15 protein-coding genes are annotated in these 22,150 nt (G+C 64.4%); 9 read left to right on the plus strand and 6 right to left on the minus strand.

The window, feature by feature from the left end; translation table 11 throughout:
- Nucleotides 1–36: 36 nt before the first annotated feature.
- From NFU08_RS08510 to NFU08_RS08520, 3 genes are all read right to left on the minus strand, one after another.
- The gene (locus NFU08_RS08510; RefSeq protein WP_251422198.1) at nt 37–1,755 is read right to left on the minus strand and encodes a glycosyltransferase family 39 protein; all 1,719 of its coding nucleotides are present in this window, start codon (nt 1,753–1,755) and stop codon (nt 37–39) included.
- 202 nt (nt 1,756–1,957) lie between these two features.
- On the minus strand, nt 1,958–3,925 hold the full coding sequence (locus NFU08_RS08515) for a glycosyltransferase family 39 protein (protein ID WP_251422201.1): 1,968 nt from the start codon (nt 3,923–3,925) through the stop codon (nt 1,958–1,960).
- Complete coding sequence (locus NFU08_RS08520; protein WP_251422204.1) at nt 3,922–5,166, minus strand: bifunctional glycosyltransferase family 2/GtrA family protein; 1,245 nt, start codon at nt 5,164–5,166, stop codon at nt 3,922–3,924. Before NFU08_RS08520 ends, NFU08_RS08515 begins: the two co-directional genes overlap by 4 nt.
- Before the next feature lie 184 nt (nt 5,167–5,350).
- On the opposite strand from NFU08_RS08520, the gene glmM reads away from it, so the two are divergent.
- On the plus strand, nt 5,351–6,712 hold the full coding sequence (glmM, locus tag NFU08_RS08525; protein WP_251422207.1) for a phosphoglucosamine mutase: 1,362 nt from the start codon (nt 5,351–5,353) through the stop codon (nt 6,710–6,712).
- A gap of 62 nt (nt 6,713–6,774) precedes the next feature.
- On the opposite strand, the gene mscL is transcribed toward glmM, so the two are convergent.
- From mscL to coaA, 3 genes are all read right to left on the minus strand, one after another.
- On the minus strand, nt 6,775–7,161 hold the full coding sequence (gene mscL / locus NFU08_RS08530) for a large conductance mechanosensitive channel protein MscL (RefSeq protein ID WP_174176633.1): 387 nt from the start codon (nt 7,159–7,161) through the stop codon (nt 6,775–6,777).
- A 114-nt stretch (nt 7,162–7,275) separates the two neighbouring features.
- Entirely contained in the window at nt 7,276–8,154 is an 879-nt protein-coding gene (locus tag NFU08_RS08535) for a D-alanyl-D-alanine carboxypeptidase family protein (protein WP_251422210.1), read from the minus strand.
- 5 nt (nt 8,155–8,159) lie between these two features.
- Complete coding sequence (coaA, locus tag NFU08_RS08540) at nt 8,160–9,155, minus strand: type I pantothenate kinase (RefSeq protein WP_174176629.1); 996 nt, start codon at nt 9,153–9,155, stop codon at nt 8,160–8,162.
- 106 nt (nt 9,156–9,261) lie between these two features.
- On the opposite strand from coaA, the gene glmS reads away from it, so the two are divergent.
- The 8 genes from glmS to NFU08_RS08580 all read left to right on the plus strand — a co-directional run bounded on the left by glmS (nt 9,262) and on the right by NFU08_RS08580 (nt 22,062).
- The gene (glmS, locus tag NFU08_RS08545; protein WP_251422213.1) at nt 9,262–11,154 is read left to right on the plus strand and encodes a glutamine--fructose-6-phosphate transaminase (isomerizing); all 1,893 of its coding nucleotides are present in this window, start codon (nt 9,262–9,264) and stop codon (nt 11,152–11,154) included.
- 127 nt (nt 11,155–11,281) lie between these two features.
- On the plus strand, nt 11,282–11,629 hold the full coding sequence (locus NFU08_RS08550; protein ID WP_066277757.1) for a holo-ACP synthase: 348 nt from the start codon (nt 11,282–11,284) through the stop codon (nt 11,627–11,629).
- A 31-nt stretch (nt 11,630–11,660) separates the two neighbouring features.
- On the plus strand, nt 11,661–13,256 hold the full coding sequence (locus NFU08_RS08555) for an NAD(P)H-hydrate dehydratase (RefSeq protein ID WP_251422216.1): 1,596 nt from the start codon (nt 11,661–11,663) through the stop codon (nt 13,254–13,256).
- A 66-nt stretch (nt 13,257–13,322) separates the two neighbouring features.
- The gene (gene glgX, locus NFU08_RS08560; protein WP_251422219.1) at nt 13,323–15,578 is read left to right on the plus strand and encodes a glycogen debranching protein GlgX; all 2,256 of its coding nucleotides are present in this window, start codon (nt 13,323–13,325) and stop codon (nt 15,576–15,578) included.
- A complete protein-coding gene (treY, locus tag NFU08_RS08565) occupies nt 15,575–17,902 on the plus strand; it encodes a malto-oligosyltrehalose synthase (RefSeq protein ID WP_251422222.1) in 2,328 nt (775 codons plus the stop codon). Before glgX ends, treY begins: the two co-directional genes overlap by 4 nt.
- Entirely contained in the window at nt 17,899–19,668 is a 1,770-nt protein-coding gene (treZ, locus tag NFU08_RS08570) for a malto-oligosyltrehalose trehalohydrolase (protein ID WP_251422224.1), read from the plus strand. Before treY ends, treZ begins: the two co-directional genes overlap by 4 nt.
- Nucleotides 19,669–19,771: 103 nt before the next feature.
- On the plus strand, nt 19,772–20,812 hold the full coding sequence (gene mgrA / locus NFU08_RS08575) for an L-glyceraldehyde 3-phosphate reductase (RefSeq protein ID WP_174176616.1): 1,041 nt from the start codon (nt 19,772–19,774) through the stop codon (nt 20,810–20,812).
- 164 nt (nt 20,813–20,976) lie between these two features.
- The gene (locus NFU08_RS08580) at nt 20,977–22,062 is read left to right on the plus strand and encodes an inositol-3-phosphate synthase (RefSeq protein ID WP_174176614.1); all 1,086 of its coding nucleotides are present in this window, start codon (nt 20,977–20,979) and stop codon (nt 22,060–22,062) included.
- Nucleotides 22,063–22,150 lie beyond the last annotated feature (88 nt).

Consider the following 22,150-nt stretch of genomic DNA (forward strand, 5'->3'; position numbering starts at 1 on the left):
GCCATTGGCGGGGCGGGCTTTTGTGCGTGTTGTCTGTCAGTCTTTGAGAAGCCGATAAACGGTAGTGTTCCCGAGGCGTTCGGGGGAGTAGTTTCTGTGCACCCAGCGGGAGATGGCACTGGACGTCCACTCAGCCTCCTGGACTTCGATCAAAGCTTCCTGTTCGACGAAGTAGCATATTTCTCCGCCCGCGACTTTTTCCTGAAATTCTTCAAGCGTCGGGGACGGGTCGTGCCCAGCAAAGCCGCCTATCGGCATGACAGGCCGTACTGACTCAAGCTGGAGGCGCGCAGCGGTTTGGGCTGCGTAAGTAGCCGCAGCCCAAGTGCAGTCCTGTGTTCCGTTCAGGGCATCTACAAGTGGCCTGTCTGGTAAACGCCCGAGAACTAGGTCGTGGGCCCACACCGGATCGTTTTCATTTAGCCTCTTCAAGAAGTGACTGATGCCAGTTGGGTTTTTCGTTACCATCCCCGAGAGTGGGTTGGAGCCACTGAATCCGAGCGTCACATTGTGAATAGAGGTAGCTGTTGGTCCAAACAGCAACGACACCGCAAGGAGGCCTGCTGCGGCTGATTCAATCTTGCGTGCCGGTGGCTCGATGACCAACGCGGCGGTGGCCGTGATTCCAACTCCGAGGACAGCAGAGGGAAGCCACTCGGGCCAGCCACTGGTTCCTGACATTATCAGCCAGGTTGTGAGTAGGCCCACGAGGGCTAACGTGGCCCCGACTATGCGGAGCCGAACCGACTTGCGGTTGACGATGAGGTTGTCCAAAGTGACGCTCAAGACTATGGCTAGAGGCGGTGCAAGCGCGGCTGTGTAGTAAGTGTGGATTTGGTTCCCCATAAAGCTGAGGAGAGCAAATGCAGTACACATCCAGACCACGGCTGCCAAGGACAAGGCACTTAGTACAGGTGTTCTATAGAAGTCTTTCCAGCGGAAGGCGAGCATGAATACCGCCAGAATTCCCACGAAGAGGAACCAAGTAGCTTCCTGGTTGTAGTTCACGTTCAGCAGTCTGAAGAGGCCGGCATCACTAGCAACGGAGCTGTACTCGCTGGGTGCTTGCATGACTCTTGGAGTTGTCTCACCTCCAGAGATCCTCTCCACGCCGTTATAAGCAAAGGTGAGTTCAAGCACGCTGTTTGAGGGGGAACCTCCCACATAGGGCCGGACATCCGCGGGAATTTGATCCACGATTGTCATCCACAAACCGCCGGTGACTATCAATGCGCCCGTGCCCGCCGCTGCCGTTGCTAAGCGCTTCGGCCAAATTTGAGGGCTCAACAGTAAAAAGGCCAAACCCAAGGCGGGAACATTCAGCAGTCCTTGCAGTTGTTTAGTCATGAAGGCCAACCCTAAAAGGACTCCAGCTATCACGAAGAACCGCCCCTGCCCGGATTCAATGCTGCGCATTACGCACCAAAAAGCGGACACCATGAGCAGCAACATGAGGGGATCGGGATTGTTGTAGCGCGACATGAGGGTGATTATTGGTGTCGTGAAGAACACGGCTGCTCCGAAGAGTGAAGCCACAGCCGAGACGCGTCGCCTTAGGATCAAGTAGATCAGCAGTGTTGTCCCAACGCCCATGACAACTTGAGGTAGCAAGATGGCCGTAGGGCTGAAGCCGAATAGCCGTACAGATAGCCCCATGACCCAGAGGCTTAGTGGCGGCTTGTCGACCGTAATCGAATTTCCCCAATCGGAGGATCCGAAAAAGAACGCCTTGGGATCCATCATTCCGGATTGCACGGCAGCACTGTAGTAGTTGTTCGCGAAACCGTTTGTACCCAAGTTCCAGCCGTATAGCACCGCATTAAGAGCTAATAACGAAAGTAAAGTCGGACGTTCCCAGACAGGATCCTGCCGATGTCCCCGCCATAAGCTAATTACGGGGGTCCAATAGCCCGCGCCGACGCCGGTGAAAGAGGCTCGTGATCGGGATCTCCGTCGCCTAATTTCTGAGGTCGTAGAGTTGGACACCGTCGACCACCTGCTTCCTGAAGTGGCTGCGGACCCATTCGGTAATGCTGAGTGTCTCCGAACTTAGTTCTCCACGGTCCAGCAGGTCCTGCTGCCAGATAAAGTACCCAATTTGGCCTTTTGACACCAGGCGCTGAAACTGTTCCAAAGTGGGTGCGGGATCGGTCCCAAGCCAACCACCCAAAGGGATGACAGGGCGGCCGGAATCGATCTGGTAGAGGGCAGCGTTCTGTGCAGAATAGGTGGCAGCCGCCCACTTCTGGGCGGCGGTGTCTTTGCGGAGAAGATCAACGACCGCAGGAGAAGGCAGTGCTCCCATGGCTGTTTGCTGCGCCCAGGGAGGTTGCCCTGCTTTGACGGAAACCATGAGCTGAGACATCGAGGTCGCGTCATTGCCCAACGGCCCGGACTGCGGATTGGTCCCTTTTTGGGGGGTAGCCAGGGTGTATAGATTGACTGCAAGAGGTGCCAACAGGAGGCAGAGCGTGACGGCACCTGCAGAAAAGAAACGGGGAAGACCAGATCGGGTCGGCAAGAACCAAGTGAGAGCTGCTACCAGGCCCAACCCCACCAGGACAGCGTAAACCCACGTCGGCCACTGATCGCTATACTGCATCACCCTCAAAGCCATGTAGGTCGATGCGCCGACAAGCAGAGCGCCAAGTAGGCGGAGTGCCGGACGGTGACGAAGATGCCACAGGCCAGACAATCCTATGGCCACTATAAGAGCCATCGGCGCGCCCAACGCGTACGTGTAATAGGTATGAATCATGGTGCCCATAAAGCAGAGCACCAAAAAAACCGTGGCGAACCAAGCCGATGCAACCACTGCAAGATTTCGCTGTTGACTGGAGAAGTCGAGTGACCTGAACAGAACCACAACAATGAGGCAGCAAACGATAGCGGTGAACAGCAACCAGCCAATCTCTGGCGCAAAGTTGCCGTTGAATATGCGTCGAATGCCCCCGTCGTACGGGGCCGTCTCGTCCGCCGCCGTGGCTCGTCCCCCCTCGGCGTTCAATGGAATGTGAATGAAACGAGCCAACCCGTTGTAGTTCAGTGTGAGTTCTAGGGCGCTGTTAGTTGTTGAACCCCCTATGAAAGGCCGCTCGGCGGCAGGAGTTAGATCCGCTGCGACCAACCATGCGCCACCTGTTGCAACGAACATGCCAGCTGACATCAAGAGCTGGTGTGTGCGCTGCCAGAGCCGACCGTTGCTGAACACCATCACTGCCGCGCAGAGGGCTGGAACCACCAATAGGGCCTGAACCTGCTTGGCCATGAATGCCAGCCCCAGGAGGAACCCTGCCAAGGCGAAGGTCCGCAGCCGGCCGGACTCCATGGCTTTGAGTGTCACAAGGACGCAAGCCACGGTTAGAAGCCCCATCAGCGGTTCTGGGTTGTTGAAACGGGACATTAGGACCACCACAGGGGTTGTGGCATAAACAGCGGCGCCGAAGAGAGCCGTTCGTGGGCCAAAACCACGTCGAATTACCCTGTAGATCAAGTAGCTGGTAGTAACACCCATCAATGCCTGAGGCACAAGTATGCTCCAGCTGCTGAGGCCAAAGAGCCGCACGGAGAGAGACATGACCCAGATGCTGAGAGGGGTCTTGTCAACGGTGATGAGGTTGCCCCATTCAAAGGACCCGAAGAAGAATGCCTTCCAATCCTGTGAGCCGGCTTGCGCTGCAGCTGAGTAGTAAGGGTTTGCCCATCCGTTGGCGTCCAGTCCCCACAGGAACAGCACGGCTGTGCCGCCGAGTAGGGCCAAGAGCGCGGGCCGCTCCCACTGTTCGTCTTGTTCCGGACCGCGCACGAACCTGCACACCAGCGAGAAGATGTAATGAGCTGGCGTGGCTGCTTTCCCGCGTCCTGGCCTTATGCCCCCCAGGTGCTCTGCATCCTTCGCTGCGGGGCCGTCGAGAACCGCGCTCACAGGACGCGTCCGGTCGGCGCAAGGCTGGACGAAACCGAGACTCTGGAACGACCGTCAATGCGCCGCACCCGGAACACCCAGAGCCGGAGGAGGACAAACCGCATCAGAGTGGCAAAGATATTGGCGGCTGTCAGCGTCAAAAGTTCCAGATTTGGGGCCGCGTCAGGGCTCGCTGCATGGAGAATCAGCAACGACGAGGACGTTATGGTCCAAGCCAGTAGAAAAACGATCAAGCCCTGAAACTGTTGTGTGAACAACTTCGCAGGGCCACTTATCCCGAAGGTGAACCTGCGGTTCGCGGCAGTGTTGCCCACAGCCGTCAGAAGGAGGGCCAGGAAGTTGGCCTCCTGCGCCCCGAAGGGGCCTTGGAAAATGAGGTAAAGCAAGGCGAAAGCAAGCGTGGAGACAGCCCCCACCAGTCCAAAACGAAGAACCTGGCCAAAGAAGCTGGGTCGGCCCGACGGCACTATTGGACGGCGACCCAACTCGGCGTATATCGCCGCTACCGGAATTACCCCTTTCACCAGAGAACCGGCGACACGCACCATGCCCCGCAAATCGTCGAGAGCGGTCTGCTTAATGTCAACACGGCTGTCCGGGTCATCCACCCAATCGACAGGAATTTCATGTATGCGCAGTCCGGAGCGCTCGGCAATGATCAGGAGCTCCGTATCAAAGAACCACCCGTTGTCCTCCACATGGGGGAGGAGGCGCTTCGCAACGTCAGCGCGGATCGCTTTGAAACCGCACTGGGCATCCGAGAAACGTACCTGCATGGTCCGCCGGAGAAGGAAGTTGTAGGACCTTGAAATGAATTCGCGTTTGGGACCCCTGCTTACACGGGAACTTTGGCCCAGACGAGTGCCAATAGAAATGTCGGAATGCCCGGACAACAACGGAGCGACCAAGGGCAGCAGCGCGGCCAGATCTGTGGAAAGGTCCACGTCCAGATAAGCAAGGACCTTCGCGTCGGAAGCGCCCCAGGCATCCCTCAGGGCGTATCCGCGCCCTTTGACGTCAAGGCGGCGATACTCAACATTCGGCATGTGCTCGCTGAGTCGAGCGGCAATCACCGGAGTCCGATCGGTGCTTGCATTATCGGCGATGGTTATTTTCCACGTCGACGGCATTTCGTGCGTCAAGTATTCGGCGAGCCTTGTGATGCTGTTTTCGAGTACCGCTTCCTCGTTAAAGACCGGTACAACAATTTCGAGCGCCAAGCCCCCATAGCTAGGTGTCATGCATTGGATCGTAGGGGTGCCGAAATAGCCATGGCGAGGCTTTTGGGGAAAGACAGGTAACAACGAAAAGAACCAAGTAGTCCCAGTAATTGCCCTTGCTGGAACGCAGGTACTCACCAAGTAGAAGCAGTCTGGACTGCCGGGCTACGCAGGTGCTGCGCTGCCCATCCTCTAGACTTGACCGGTGTCTAGATTATTTGGAACTGATGGTGTCCGGGGCCTGGCGAACGGTCTGTTGACGGCGGAGCTGGCAATGCAGCTGGCCCAGGCGGCCGCCGTCGTGCTCGGCCACGACCGCAACTCCAACGGAACGCGGCCCCGCGCCGTGGTGGCCCGTGACCCGCGCGCCAGCGGCGAATTCATCGCCGCCGCCGTGGAGGCCGGGCTGTCCAGCTCCGGCATTGACGTCTACGACGCCGGCGTCCTCCCCACGCCCGCGGCGGCCTACCTGGTTGCAGACCTGGACGCGGATTTCGGCGTGATGATCTCCGCCTCCCACAACCCCGCACCGGACAACGGCATCAAGTTTTTCGCCCGCGGCGGCCAGAAACTCCCGGATGACGTCGAGGACGCCATTGAGGCCCAGATGTCCAAGGAAGCGGTGCGCCCGGTCGGCTCGGACGTGGGCCGCATCCAGCGCTTCTCCGACGCCGAGGACCGCTACATCGTCCACCTCCTGGGCACCCTCCCGCACAACCTGGAGGGCATCCGGGTGGTCCTGGACTGCGCCCACGGTGCCGCCAGCGGCTGCTCGCCCCAGGTGTTCAAGGACGCCGGCGCAGACGTCATCGTCATCGGGGCTGAACCGGACGGCCACAACATCAACGACGGCGTCGGCTCCACCCACCTTGGCCCGCTCAAGGAGGCTGTGCTGAAGTACGGCGCCAACCTGGGAATTGCCCACGACGGCGACGCCGACCGCTGCCTCGCCGTGGACCACGAGGGCAACGTGGTGGACGGCGACCAGATCATGGCCATCCTCGCCGTTGCCTTGAAAAAGTCCGGAAAGCTTAAGGACGACGTCCTGGTGGCCACCGTCATGAGCAACCTCGGCCTGAAGATCGCCCTCCGCCAGGCCGGTATCACCATCCGCGAAACGGCAGTGGGGGACCGCTACGTGCTGGAAGAGATGCGCGACGGCGGCTTCAACCTTGGCGGGGAACAGTCCGGCCATGTGATCTTCGCCGACTACGCCACCACCGGCGATGGCGTCCTCACAGGACTGCAGCTCGCCGCCCAGATCGCCCTGACCGGAAAGCCGCTCAAGGAACTCGCCACGGTGATGACCAAGCTTCCCCAGGTCCTCATCAACGTCAAGGGCGTGGACCGCACCAGGGCGGGAAGCAACGAGGTCCTCGCCCAGGCCGTGGCGGCAGCGGAAGCCGCACTGGGCGACACCGGTCGTGTCCTGCTCCGCCCTTCCGGCACGGAACCCGTAGTGCGCGTAATGGTGGAGGCCGCGGACGAAGAAACCGCCCACTCCATCGCCGAGCACCTGGCCCAAGTGGTCCGCGCCGAACTCGCCCTGGAACTGGTCAGCGAGTAACCAGCAAACAAAAAAGTGGCCCGTTTCCGGGAAGGAAACGGGCCACTTTCGGTGATGAAGGTTTAGGAACGGCTCTTCAGCGCGTCCCGGATCTCGGTGAGCAGGGCGATCTGCGGATCCTCGTCCGCTTCTTCCTTGACGTCGGTGTTAATTCCCAGCCTGCGGTTGCGGCGTTCGATCATGTGGTTCATGGGCATGATGACCACGAAGTAGATCGCGGCGGCGATCAGCACGAACGAGATGATGGAGGAGATGACCTGTCCATACAGGAACCCCTCCCACTGCATCTCCTCGATGCCTTTCGCCTGGAAAAGGAGCCCGATCAGGGGTGTGAGCAGGCCCTCGACAATGGAGGTCACGACAGCGCCAAAAGCGGCACCCATCACGACGGCGACGGCAAGGTCTACGACGTTGCCCTTCATGATGAAATTCTTGAATCCTGTCAACATACGGACCAAGCTAGCGCACCCGGGTGAGCCGAACGTGACAGCCAAGTAAATTAGTTGTCCGTGTCGCGAACTAAGCCAGCCTGCCGATCGTACCGCCGGGGCGTGCGCACAGCCCTACGGATACGCCGGAGCCGGCTCCACGCCGAAATACTCCTCCACCGTGTTGATGCCCCGGTTCACCATGTCCGTGGCCGCCTCCACCCCGATGTACCGCAGGTGCCACGGCTCGTAGTAGTAGCCCGTGATCGGGTGGAACATCCACGGGTACCGCACCACGAACCCGAACCGGTGCCCATTCGCCTTGGCCCAGACGGCCGAGGGCTGGTCCGCGAAGCACGGCTGGAACCCGCAGGCGCCGTTGCCGTCGGCAATGTCGAAGGCCCAGCCCGTCTGGTGCTCCGAATAGCCGGGCCTGGCGCTGGCCGTGTCCGCATCGGCCTGGCCGCGGGCGGCAACATACCCGTTGTACGTGGCCACCTGGGTGGTGTATGAGCGGTATCCGCTGGCCAGGACCATCGCCACACCGTCCCGCGCGGCCGCCGCGAACATTGCTTCCGCAGCAGCCGCCGCCGTGCTGTTCAACAACGACGCCTCACCGGAAGCAGTCATGGCAACGGCGGGACGCACCAGGTCAGCCGGGAGGTAATCCGCCGGCACCAGCGGCCGGTGCTTGTTCACGATCAGCCAGGGGCTGGCCGGATCAGTGAGGGAGAACTGCCGCGGCAACGCAGCCGAGGGCGACGGCGTGGGGGACGGCGCGGCCGGTGCCGCGGCCTCTGTGGCGGGCGCCGCCGTCGTAATTTCCGGGGTGGGCGTGGCGGCCACCGTGGCAGGTGCCGGAGCGGAGGCAGGGGCCGACGACGGCGGCACGGCGCTGGGTGCCTCCGGTGTGCAGGCTGCCAGGACAGTGAGTCCGGCGCCCGCAGCGAGGAAGCGCGTGAAACTTCGCCGGCTCGCCGCCTGCCCGGAAACAGGGGAGCAGTCCTGGCACACCTGTGTTAAACCTTCCGGAGCAGCATGCGGCGGATCGAATGGTCCGCCTCCTTGGTGAGCACCAGCTGCGCACGTCCCCGGGTGGGAAGGACGTTCTCCTCAAGGTTGGGCTCGTTGATGCGCTTCCAGATGTCCCGCGCCGTAGTCTCCGCCTCTTCGTCGGACAGGGTGGCGTACCGGTGGAAGTAGGACTCCGGCTGCGCGAACGCAGTGCTGCGCAGCTTGCGGAACCGGTCCACGTACCATTCCTCGATGTAGGAGGTCTTGGCATCCACGTAGATGGAGAAATCGAAGAAGTCGCTCAGCGCCAGGCCCTGCCGGCCGTCGTGCCGCGGACGCGCCGGAGCCAGCACGTTCAGGCCCTCCACGATCAAAACGTCAGGCCGGCGGACCACCACCTCCTTGCCCGGAACGATGTCGTACGTCACGTGAGAGTACCAGGGGGCGCGCACTTCCTCGGCGCCGCTTTTGATCTCGCTCACGAAACGGAGCAGCGCCCTGCGGTCATAGGACTCCGGGAAACCCTTGCGCTCCAGCAGCTGGCGCCGCTTGAGCTCAGCCAGGGGGTAGAGGAAGCCGTCCGTGGTGATGAGTTCCACATTGGGGGTTCCGGGCCAGCGCCGCAGCATTTCACGCAGCACGCGGGCAATGGTGGACTTGCCCACGGCAACAGACCCAGCCACGCCGATCACAAACGGCGTGCGCTGGGTGTGTTCACCCAGGAACGTAGTGGTGGCGGCGTGCAGCTGCCCGGCAGCCTCCACATACAGGTGCAGGAGCCTGGAAAGCGGAAGGTAGACCTCGCGGATCTCCCTCATGTCCAGGGGGTCCCCGAGGCCACGGAGACGGATGATGTCCTCTTGGTTGAGAGGCTGCTCCATCTCATCTGCGAGCCTGGACCAGGTCTGCCGGTCCAGCTCGACGAACGGGGAGACACCCTCCCCGTTCGCCTCGTTGCGTTGCAAAGTCACTCTAGAGATTCTGCCCCCCGCCCGGCACATAGCGAAATGGAGCACGGCCTGCGCGCGGCGGCAGCCGCAATATTCTGCTCCTGCAGGGACGCTGCCGGTTTAGATCTGGGGTGCCCCTGCCGATAGTCTTGAGCCTATGTGTGGAATCGTGGGATATGTGGGCCGTTCAGTCGACGGCGGAATTGCCGGTCACAGCGCGCTGGATGTTGTTCTTGAAGGCCTTCGCCGCCTGGAGTACCGGGGCTACGACTCCGCCGGGGTCGCCGTCGTGTCCAAGGGCGCGATCGAATCGCGGAAGAAGTCCGGGAAGCTGAGCAACCTGATCGCCGAGCTCGAGGCGCACCCGCTGCCGGAGACGGTGACGGGCATCGGCCACACCCGGTGGGCCACGCACGGCGGGCCGACGGACCGCAACGCGCACCCCCACTTGGCCGATGGCGGCAAGCTCGCCGTGATCCACAACGGCATCATTGAAAACTTCGCCGAACTCAAGCTTGAGCTGCTGGACAAGGGCGTGACTTTCCTGTCTGAGACGGACACCGAGGTGGCCGCGGCGCTGCTGGCGGATATCTACCGGAACAAGCTCGCCGGTGACACCGCTGAGGGCCGGCTGACCCGCGCCATGGAACTGGCCTGCCAGCGTCTGGAGGGCGCCTTCACGCTCCTGGCCGTCCACGCCGACCAGCCCGACGTCGTAGTGGCCGCCCGCCGCAACTCACCCCTGGTGGTGGGCCTGGGCGAGGGCGAGAACTTCCTGGGCTCGGACGTGTCCGGGTTCATCGACTACACCCGCCGTGCCGTGGAGCTGGGCCAGGACCAGATCGTCACCATCACCGCGGAGACCGTGGAGATCACCGATTTCTTCGGCAACCCGGCTGCGGGCAAGGAATACCACGTGGACTGGGACCCGGCCTCGGCGGAAAAGGGCGGATTCAGCTCGTTCATGGAGAAGGAAATCCATGACCAGCCCGACGCCGTGGCGCAGACCCTGCTGGGCCGCTCCGACATCAATGGCAAGTTGACCCTGGACGAGCTCCGGATCGATCCTGAGCTGTTGAAGCAGGTCAACAAGATCATCGTGCTGGCCTGCGGCACCGCCGCGTACGCGGGGATGGTGGCGAAGTACGCGATCGAGAACTGGTGCCGGATCCCCACCGAGGTGGAGCTGGCGCACGAGTTCCGCTACCGGGACCCGATCCTGGACGCGAACACCCTGGTGGTGTCCATCAGCCAGTCGGGGGAGACCATGGACACCCTGATGGCCGTCCGCTACGCCCGGGAACAGGGCGCGAAGACCATCTCCATCTGCAACACCAACGGCTCCACCATCCCCCGTGAATCCGACGCTGTGCTCTACACCCACGCAGGCCCGGAGATCGCGGTGGCCTCCACCAAGGCGTTCCTGGCGCAGATCACCGCCGCGTACCTGCTGGGCCTGTATTTGGCACAGCTGCGCGGAAACATCTTCTCCGGCCAGATCAAGGACGTCCTCGCGGACCTGAACAAGATCCCGGCCAAGATCCAGAAAATCCTGGACAACGCCGGACCCTTGCGCGAGCTGGCCCGGTCCATGGCCAACGAGAAGTCGGTGCTGTTCCTGGGCCGGCACGTGGGCTTCCCGGTGGCGCTGGAGGGTGCGCTGAAGCTGAAGGAGATCGCGTACATCCACGCCGAGGGTTTCGCCGCCGGCGAGCTCAAGCACGGCCCGATCGCCCTGATCGATGACGGCCAGCCGGTGTTCGTGGTGGTCCCGTCCCCGCGCGGCCGGGATTCCCTGCACGCCAAGGTGGTCTCGAACATCCAGGAAGTCCGCGCCCGGGGCGCCCGCACCCTGGTCATCGCCGAGGAGGGGGACGAGGCCGTGAAGGCCTACGCCGAGTACGTCTTCTACGTCCCGGAAACCCCCACGCTGCTCATGCCCCTGCTGACCACGGTCCCGCTGCAGATCTTCGCCGCGGAACTGGCCCAGGCCAAGGGCTACGACGTGGACCAGCCCCGCAACCTCGCCAAGAGCGTCACCGTCGAGTAACGGCCTGATCCGGTACTGATTCATGAAGCAAGCCCTGGGCCTTACGCCCGGGGCTTCCTTCGTCTCAACCGGCTGCCACGCGCGTGCTGCGCACAGTGGGCCGGGACCGTCGACGTAGAGTAGTGCCATGATTGTTGGCATTGGCGTAGACGTTGTAGACATCGAGCGGTTCGGCCGCCAGCTTGAACGCACCCCCGGCCTCCGGGACCGGCTGTTCGTTCCCGCCGAGCGCGAGCTGAACACCCGGTCACTGGCTGCGCGGTTTGCCGCCAAGGAAGCTGTTGCCAAGGTCCTCGGTGCACCCGCCGGCATGAACTGGCAGGACTGCTGGATCGGCCTGGACCAGAACGGACCCACCGTCCAGGTCAAGGGCACCGTGCTGGCAGTGGCCGAGGCTAAAGGCGTCAAGCGCTGGCACCTCTCCATGAGCCACGACGGCGGGATCGCCACGGCCACCGTCCTGGCCGAGGGCTGAACCTGCCCGGGCCCCCTCGGGAACTGACGCCGTGATCAGCGCCTACACCGGAACCCAGGTCCGCCGGGCTGAGGAACCACTCCTCGCCTCCGGACTGGGGGACGCCCTCATGCAGCGCGCAGCCCACGGCCTGGCCAACGCCGTCATCAGGGAACGCCGTTCCCGTGGCCTGGGCATCTACGGCGCCCATGTTTCCGTCCTCGCCGGCAAGGGCAACAACGGCGGCGACGGGCTGTACGCCGCCTCCTTCCTGGCGGCACGCGGCATGCGGACGACGGCGGTGCTCACCGGAGACAGCGCCCACCCGCAGGCGCTGGCTGCTTTTGAGCGCGCCGGCGGCCGGGTGCACCGTCTCGACGGGGCGGCACCCGCTGCACTCGCCGCAGAAGCGGCGCGCGCCGACGTCGTCATTGATGCCGTGCTGGGCACAGGCGCCAAAGGCGGGCTGCGGGGGAGCGCTGCCGCCCTGGTTGCCGCCGTCTCCGAGCTTCTGGCAGGCGGCAGCGGACAGGCGCTCGTGGTGGCGTGCGACCTTCCCAGCGGTGTGGACGCCGATACCGGGGAAGTCTTCCAGCCGGTGCTGCCGGCGGACCTGACCGTCACCTTCGGCGGTGCCAAGAACGGCCTGGTCACGGACCCAGGCGCCGACTACGCCGGCCGGGTGCTGGTGGTGCCCATCGGTGTCGAGGAGCACCTGCCGCAGCCTTCGCTCCGCCGGCTCGACGACGGGGACCTGGCCCTGCTGCTCCCGCACCCTGCCCGGCGTGCCCACAAGTACTCCCGCGGCGTGCTGGGCGTGGTTGCGGGCTCCGTGGACTATCCCGGTGCCGCCGTCCTGGCTTGCCGGGGCGCCCTGGCAGCGGGCGTGGGGATGGTCCGCTACCTTGGCCCGCCCCAAGTCGCGGACCTGGTGAGGCAGGCCTGCCCTGAGGTGGTCTGCAGTACCGGAGCTGTTGCGGACAACCGCGTGCAGGCCTGGCTGGTGGGCTCCGGCATGGGTCCCGAACACCACGAGCAGCTCCAGCGGGCGCGCGACGCCGTGGAATCGGGCCTGCCCGTTGTTGCGGACGCGGGCGCCCTTCCCGTTCTTCCTGAAACCCTCGGCCCGCATGTGGTCCTTACCCCCCACGCCGGAGAGCTGGCCTCGCTGCTGCAACGCCTGGGCGGATCAGAGGACCGGGACCTGGTGGAAGCCGGAACCCTGGCCGCGGTACGCCGCGCCTCGGAACTGACCGGCGCCACCGTGCTCCTCAAGGGCGCCACCACCCTGGTCGCCGCGCCCTCGGGCGACGTGTTCAGCCAGGCAGACGGCACCCCCTGGCTGGCTACTGCCGGCAGCGGGGACGTCCTGGCCGGCGTCATCGGTGCGCTGCTCGCCCAGGCGGGGAACGACGTCGGACGCTTCAGTAAGGAGGGCATGGAACCGGACGTGCGCTGGGCCGCCATTGCCGCGCTGGGAGCCGCCCTGCACGGCAAAGCCGGACGGTCGGCGTCGGACGTGAACGCCGGGGGACCGGTCACCGCGGGAGGTATCGCCGACTCCCTACCCCAGATCTGGGGTAAAGTAAGCACGCTTAGTAACTCAGGGGTGCGGAAACGTAATAGTCACACCCAACCGTTACGGTAGGCATTAGTTCGCACCGGCAGCAGGGCGCTCCTGCTCTTCTGCTGCCGAATCACAATGAGGAGCATTATGGAAGTCTGGCCTGGATCGGCTTATCCCCTTGGCGCCACCTACAACGGAACCGGCACCAACTTTGCGCTGTTCAGCGAACGAGCAGAAAAAGTCGAGCTTTGCCTTTTCGATGAGGACGGCGAGGAAACCCGCATCGAGCTGGACGAGGTGGACGGCTACGTCTGGCACTGCTACATCCCGCAGGTCCAGCCCGGCCAGAAGTACGGCTACCGGGTCCACGGACCGTACGACCCCGCGTCCGGCAACCGCTTCAACCCCAACAAGCTCCTGCTGGACCCCTACGCCAAGGCCGTTCACGGCCAGGTTGACTGGGATCCCTCACTGTTCACGTACAACCTCGGCGAGCCGGACTCCATCAACAACGAGGACTCCGCCAGCCACATGATGATGGGCGTGGTCATCAACCCGTTCTTCGACTGGGACGGCGACCAGAACCTCCGGATCCCGTACCACCAGTCCGTCATCTACGAAGCGCACGTCAAGGGCCTCACCCAGCTGCACCCGGAAATCCCCGAGGAGCAGCGCGGCACCTACGCCGGCGTGGCGCACCCCGCCGTCATTTCCCACCTGCAGAAGCTCGGCGTCACCGCCATCGAGCTGATGCCCGTGCACCAGTTCGTCAATGACGGCACCCTGCAGGACAAGGGCCTGAACAACTACTGGGGCTACAACACCATCGGCTTCTTCGCGCCGCAGAACACCTACAGCTCCACCGGGGACACCGGCCAGCAGGTCCAGGACTTCAAGGCCATGGTCCGTTCCCTGCACAAAGCGGGCATCGAGGTCATCCTGGACGTGGTGTACAACCACACCGCCGAAGGCAACCACCTGGGCCCCACGCTGTCCTTCAAGGGCATCGACAACGCCGCCTACTACCGGTTGATGGAGGGCGACGAGAAGCACTACATGGACTACACCGGCACCGGCAACTCCCTGAACGTCCGCCAGCCGCATTCCCTGCAGCTGCTCATGGACTCGCTGCGCTACTGGGTGTCCGAAATGCACGTGGACGGCTTCCGCTTCGACCTCGCCTCCACCCTGGCCCGCGAGTTCTATGACGTGGACAAGCTGTCCACCTTCTTCGAACTCATCCAGCAGGACCCGGTCGTGTCCCAGGTCAAGCTCATCGCCGAGCCGTGGGACGTTGGACCCGGCGGCTACCAGGTGGGCAACTTCCCGCCGCAGTGGACCGAATGGAACGGCAAGTACCGCGACACCGTGCGCGACTTCTGGCGCGGCGAGCCCGCCACCCTGGGCGAATTCGCCTCCCGCATCACCGGTTCCGCGGACCTGTACGAGCACTCCGGCCGCCGCCCCGTGGCATCCATCAACTTCGTCACCGCGCACGACGGCTTCACCCTCGCGGACCTGGTGTCCTACAACGAGAAGCACAACGACGCCAACGGCGAGGACAACAACGACGGCGAATCCCACAACCGGTCCTGGAACTGCGGCATTGAAGGTCCCACGGACGATCCCGAAGTCCTAGGCCTCCGCGCCCGCCAGCAGCGGAACTTCATCGCCTCGCTGCTGCTCTCCCAGGGCGTCCCCATGCTCCTGCACGGTGACGAAATGGGACGCACCCAGCAGGGCAACAACAACGGCTACTGCCAGGACTCCGAGCTGACCTGGATCAACTGGGACACCGTTGACCAGCCGCTGATCGAGTTCACCGCGGCCGTCAACGCGCTCCGCGCCAAGCACCCCACCTTCCGCCGCAGCCGCTTCTTCGACGGGCGCCCGGTACTGCGTGGGGAAGGCGAACGGCTGCCGGACATCGTATGGCTGGACCCGGAGGGCGAGAACATGAAGCCCGAGGCCTGGGACAGCGGGTTCGGCCGGTCCGTGGGCGTGTTCCTGAACGGGCACGGCATCCAGGGCAAGGACAGCCGCGGCCGCAGGATCACCGACGTGAACTTCCTGCTGTACTTCAACGCCCACGACGACACCGTCAAGTTCACCCTGCCCTCGGACGAGTACGCCCCGGCCTGGGACGTCATCATCGACACCGCCGGGCAGAACGCGGACACGGAGCCGGTCGCTGCCGGCCAGCCGCTGCCCGTCGAGGCCAAGTCCCTGGTGGTCCTCCGTGCGCACACCGTCGAGGAAGTTGAACCGGACCACTCCGTGGCGGCTTCCCTGGCGGCATTGACGCAGACCTCCACCAGCGAGACCGAATCGCTTACCACCCCCATGGTGGCCGAGCCCGGCAAGACCACCAAGATCGGGGAACGGAAGGCTACGGCAAAGTGAGGGTCCCGGCATCCACCTACCGACTTCAGATCCGCCGCAGCTTCACCCTGTTCGACGCCGCCGACAAGGTCCCGTACCTCAAGGACCTCGGCGTTGACTGGGTCTACCTCTCGCCCATCCTCACCGCGGAGCAGGGCTCGGATCACGGCTACGACGTGACCGACCCCTCCGCGGTGGACCCGGAGCGGGGCGGCCCCGAGGGCCTGCTGGCCCTGTCCAAGGCTGCCCGCGAGCACGGCATGGGTGTCCTGGTGGACATCGTGCCCAACCACGTGGGCGTAGCGACGCCCGTGCAGAACCCCTGGTGGTGGTCCCTGCTGAAGGAAGGGCAGGGCTCGCCCTACGCCGAAGCCTTCGACGTCGACTGGGACCTGGCAGGCGGGAAGATCCGGCTGCCCATGCTTGGCTCGGACGACGACCTGGACAAGCTTGAAATCAAGGACGGCGAGCTCCGCTACTACGACCACCGGTTCCCGCTCGCTTCGGGAAGCTACTCGGAGGGCGACTCCCCCCAGGAAGTGCACAGCCGGCAGCACTATGAGCTGATGGACTGGCGCCGGGCGGACGCCGAACTGAACTACCGGCGCTTCTTCGCAGTGACCACGTTGGCCGGGATCCGGGTGGAAACCCCCAAGGTCTTCGAGGAAGCACATGCCGAGGTGGGCCGCTGGTTCAAGGAAGGCCTGGTGGACGGCCTACGGGTTGACCACCCGGACGGCCTGGCCGATCCCGCCGGCTACCTGCGCTGGCTGAAGGACCTCAGCGGCGGAGCCTACGTCCTGGTGGAAAAGATCCTCGAGCCGGGCGAAACCCTGCCGCAGGACTTCGCCACCGAGGGAACCACCGGGTACGACGCCCTCGCGGACGTGGACCGGGTGTTCGTGGACCCCGCAGGCCAGCAGGCGCTGGACGAGCTGGACGCGAAGCTTCGCGGCTCCAGCACCCCTGCGGACTACGCGGAGATGATCAGGGGCACCAAGCGGATGATCGCGGACGGCATCCTGCGGTCCGAGGTCCTGCGCCTGGCCCGCCTGGTACCGGAGTCCTATGGGCTGCCGGTGGAGCAGGCAGCAGATGCCATTGCCGAGATCATCGCTGCGTTCCCGGTCTACCGGACGTACCTGCCCACCGGCGCCGAGATCCTCAAGGAAGCGTGCGAATCAGCGGCGGCCCACCGGTCCGACCTCGAGGTTGCCGTGGGCACCCTGCTGCCGCTGCTCCTTGATCCCGGGAACCCCATCGCGGTCCGCTTCCAGCAGACCTCCGGCATGGTGATGGCAAAGGGCGTCGAGGATACGGCGTTCTACCGCTACACCCGCCTGGGCACCCTGACAGAGGTGGGGGCCGAACCGACAGAGTTCTCTGTTTCCGCGGCTGAGTTCCACCAGCGGATGGTCCGGCGCCAACAGGAACTTCCCCTGTCCATGACCACCATGTCCACGCATGACACCAAGCGCAGCGAGGACGCCCGGGCGCGGATCTCGGTCATCGCCGAGCTGCCGGAGGAGTGGGCGGACACCCTGGCCACGCTCCGCGGACTCGCCCCGATTCCGGACGGCCCCTACGAGAACCTGCTGTGGCAGGCTGTGGTGGGGGCGTGGCCCGCAAGCAGGGAACGCCTGCAGGGCTACGCCGAGAAGGCTGCCCGGGAAGCCGGCAACTCCACCACCTGGACCAGCCCCGACGAGGACTTCGAATCCTCCGTCAAGGCCGCGGTGGACGCAGTGTTCGACGACGGCCGCGTCACCAAAGCGGTGGAGGACTTCGTGGCACGGATCGATTCCTACGCCGCGTCCAACTCCGTGTCCGCCAAGCTGGTTCAGCTGACCATGCCCGGCGTTCCGGATGTTTACCAGGGCAGCGAGTTCTGGGAACGGTCCCTGACCGACCCCGACAACCGGCGGCCGGTGGACTTTGAGGTCCGCCGGCAGGAGCTTGCCAAGCTCGACGCCGGCACCCTCCCCGCGGCCGGCACGGAAACCAGCAAGCTCCTGGCCACGTCCCGCGCGCTCCGGCTCCGCCGCGACCGGCCTGAACTGTTCCAGGGCTACAGCCCCGTGACAGCCACGGGCCCGGCGGCGGATCACCTCCTCGCGTTCCACCGCGGGGGTGACGGCGCCCTGGGCGCCCTGACCCTGGCCACCCGGCTTCCCGCCGGACTCGCTGCCGACGGCGGATGGCGGGACACCGCCGTCGAACTTCCCGTTGCGGTGCGTGACGAACTCACCGGCAACGCCTACGGACCCGGCTCCGTTCCGGTGGCCGACGTCCTGGGCACCTACCCCGTGGCATTGCTCGTACCGGCGGATGGAGAAAAGGCATGACCCTCGTCAATGGCGGGCCCGAGCGCTTCGACGTCTGGGCTCCCGACGCTAAATCCGTGATACTGCTGGCCGGCGGCCAGCAGTATCCCATGGTGGAAAAGGACACGGCGCCTGGTTCTGAAGGCTGGTGGACAGCCCCGGACGCTCCGGCTGGCGGTGAGGTGGACTACGGCTACCTGCTGGACGGGGACAGCCACCCAGTTCCCGATCCGCGGTCGCGCCGCCTGCCCGCCGGCGTCCATGAGCTCTCCAGGACGTTCGACCCCGCAGCCCACGCCTGGCAGGACTCCGGCTGGAAGGGCAAGGAGCTGAAGGGTTCGGTAATCTACGAACTCCACATCGGCACCTTCACCCCTGAGGGAACCCTGGACGCTGCAGCCGAAAAGCTCGGCTACCTTGCGGACCTGGGAATCGACTTAGTCGAGCTGCTCCCGGTCAATGGCTTCAACGGGACCCACAACTGGGGCTACGACGGCGTCCAGTGGTACGCGGTCCATGAAGGCTACGGCGGGCCTGCGGCCTACCAGCGCTTTGTGGACGCTGCCCACGCCGCCGGCCTGGGCGTCATCCAGGACGTGGTGTACAACCACCTCGGCCCGAGCGGAAACTACCTGTCCAGGTTCGGCCCGTACCTGAAACAGGGGGATGCCAACACCTGGGGTGACTCCGTGAACCTGGACGGTCCCGGCTCCGACGTGGTGCGGGAATACATCCTGGACAACCTTGCCCTCTGGCTCCGGGATTACCACGTGGACGGCCTCCGCCTGGACGCCGTGCACGCGCTGAAGGACGAGCGCGCCGTGCACATCCTTGAGGAGTTCGGGGCCCTGGGCGACGCCGTCTCGGCGGAGACCGGGCTGCCGAAGACCCTGATTGCCGAGTCGGACCTGAACAACCCCCGCCTGCTGTACCCGCGGGACGTCAACGGGTACGGGCTGGCCGGGCAGTGGAGCGACGACTTCCACCACGCGGTCCACGTCAGCGTCAGCGGTGAGACCACCGGGTACTACGAGGACTTCCAGTCCCTGGCGGTGCTGGCAAAGGTCCTGCAGGACGGCTTCCTGCACGACGGCAGCTACTCCAGCTTCCGCGGCCGGCACCACGGCCGGCCGATCAACGCCTCGCTGGTGCACCCTGCGGCGCTGGTGGTCTGCAACCAGAACCACGACCAGATCGGCAACCGCGCCACGGGGGACAGGCTCTCCCAGTCGCTGTCCCACGGGCAGCTGGCCGTGGCCGCCGTGCTCACCCTGACGTCCCCGTTCACGCCCATGCTGTTCATGGGCGAGGAGTTTGCGGCCAGCACCCCTTGGCAGTTCTTCACCTCCCACCCGGAGCCGGAGCTGGGCAAGGCTACCGCGGAAGGCCGGATCAAGGAGTTCGAGCGCATGGGGTGGGATCCCGCCGTCGTGCCCGACCCCCAGGATCCGGAAACCTTCCGCCGGTCCAAGCTGGACTGGAACGAGTCCTCAGGCGGGGACCACGCACGGCTCCTGGAGCTTTACCGCTCCCTCACGGCGCTGCGCCGCGGGCACCCCGAGCTTGCCGGGCTCGGCTTCACCGAGACGGACGTGACGTTCGACGACGACGCCGGCTGGCTGCGTTTCCGCCGCGGAAGCGTTGAGGTACTGCTGAACCTCTCAGACGCCAAGGTGCGGCTGGAGGACGTTTCCGGGACGGTGCTGCTTGCAACGGACGAGGGGACCGGCCTTGACGGCGAGGCCCTCGCCCTGGCGCCCTGGAGTGCGGCAATCGTCAAATCCTGACGCTCCATTTCGGGCAGTGTTGCGCCGCGGGCTGATGTCAGCCCGCGGCGTAACTTTTCCGCCCTGGCCTGTTGCGCGGGTCACAGCTGGCAGGATGGAACACATGACTTATTCCGCGGCGGAAGACCGCTACGAATCCATGCCCTACCGCCGCGTCGGCCGCAGCGGACTCAAGCTCCCCGCCATCTCGCTCGGCCTGTGGCACAACTTCGGCGATGACAAGCGCTTCGACGAACAGCGCGCCATCCTGCGCCGCGCGTTCGACCTCGGCGTCAACCACTTCGACCTCGCCAACAACTACGGCCCGCCGGACGGGTCCGCCGAAACGAACTTCGGCCGGCACCTCCAAGACGACTTCAGGCCCTACCGGGACGAACTCGTCATCTCCACCAAGGCCGGCTACTACATGTGGCCCGGCCCGTATGGTGAGTGGGGCTCCCGCAAGTACCTCATCTCCAGCCTGGACCAGTCGCTGCAACGAATGGGCCTGGACTACGTGGACATCTTCTACAGCCACAGGCCGGATCCGGAAACGCCGATGGAAGAGACCATGGGCGCCCTGGACTACGCCGTCCGTTCAGGCAAGGCACTGTACGCGGGCATCTCCTCCTACACCCCGGAGCAGACCATTGAGGCCGCGCGCATCCTGAAGGACCTGGGGACGCCGCTGCTCATCCACCAGCCCAGCTACTCGATGCTCAACCGGTGGACGGAGAACGGTTCGCCCAACCTCTACGAAGCGCTGGACCAGGTGGGGGCAGGCTCCATCGCCTTCTCCCCGCTCGCACAGGGCATGCTCACCGACCGGTACCTCAACGGCATCCCCGCAGATTCCCGGGCAGCCAAGGCCCGCTTCCTCTCCGAGGATGCGATCACCGAGGAGAAGCTGGAGCGGATCCGCGGCCTGCACGCCATCGCCGCCGGGCGCGGACAGTCCCTCGCCCAGATGGCCATTGCATGGATCCTGCGGGACCAGCCCAAGGGTTCGCCCGTCACGTCGGCCCTGGTGGGCGCGTCCAGCGTCACCCAGCTGGAGGACACCCTGTCCGCCATCAACAACCTGGCGTTCACCGCCGATGAGCTGAACGCCATCGACGAGTTCGCGGTGGAATCCGACATCAACCTTTGGAAGCAGCCGGCCTGATTCGGTTACGGTGATTCCGCAGAGTGGGACAAGGGAACAACCCCGCGTCCCACTCTGTTGGTTACTATGAAAAGGCGCCGTTTTGGCGCAGAGCCTGCCGCGCCGCCGTCGTCCCCTCCCGGACGCGACGCCGGCGGGCTGACGTTTGTCCTCAAAGGAGTTCCGTGTCTTCACATCCGATTCGTGTTGCAATCGTCGGCGTAGGCAACTGCGCCGCTTCGCTGGTCCAGGGCGTCCACTACTACAAGGATGCCGACCCCAAGGCCACGATCCCGGGCCTGATGCACGTTGAGTTCGGCCAGTACCACGTGGGTGACGTTGAGTTCGTCGCCGCGTTTGACGTTGATGGCAAGAAGGTCGGCGTTGACCTTTCCGATGCCATCCTGGCGAGCGAAAACAACACCATCAAGATCGCCGACGTGCCGCCCACCGGCGTTACCGTCCAGCGCGGCCACACCCTCGACGGCCTCGGCAAGTACTACCTCGAGACCATCGAGCAGTCCACCGAAGAGCCCGTCGACGTTGTGCAGGCACTCAAGGACGCCAAGGTTGACGTGATGGTCTGCTACCTGCCCGTCGGATCGCAGGAAGCAGCCGAGTTCTACGCCCAGGCAGCGATTGACGCCGGCGTTGCCTTCGTGAACGCCCTGCCCGTGTTCATCGCCGGCACCAAGGAATGGGCCGACAAGTTCACCGCCGCCGGGGTCCCGATCGTGGGCGACGACATCAAGAGCCAGATCGGCGCCACCATCACGCACCGCGTCATGGCCAAGCTCTTCGAGGACCGCGGCGTCACCCTGGACCGCACGTACCAGCTGAACGTCGGCGGCAACATGGACTTCAAGAACATGCTGGAGCGCGACCGCCTCGAGTCCAAGAAGATCTCCAAGACCCAGGCCGTCACCTCCAACGTCGAGGCCGAACTGGCCGCCAAGGACGTCCACATTGGCCCGTCCGACTACGTCCAGTGGCTCGACGACCGCAAGTGGGCGTTCGTCCGCCTCGAGGGCCGCAACTTCGGCGACGCCCCCGTCTCGCTCGAGTACAAGCTGGAAGTCTGGGATTCCCCGAACTCCGCTGGCGTGATCATCGACGCTATCCGTGCCGCCAAGATCGGCCTGGACCGCGGCATCGGCGGCCCGCTGCTTTCCGCATCGAGCTACTTCATGAAGTCCCCGCCGGAGCAGTTCAACGACGACCTCGCCCGCGAAAAGGTTGAGGCCTTTATCCGCGGCGACCTCGAGCGCTAACCCTTCAGTCCGGTTGCCCCCGGGACGCTCTCTCACTTAACTGCGGTTTCCGGACGATCCTCTCTCACTAGATGTGGGTTTTCACGCG

The organism is Pseudarthrobacter sp. NCCP-2145, assembly GCF_023708005.1.
Classification (GTDB): Bacteria; Actinomycetota; Actinomycetes; order Actinomycetales; family Micrococcaceae; genus Arthrobacter; species Arthrobacter oxydans.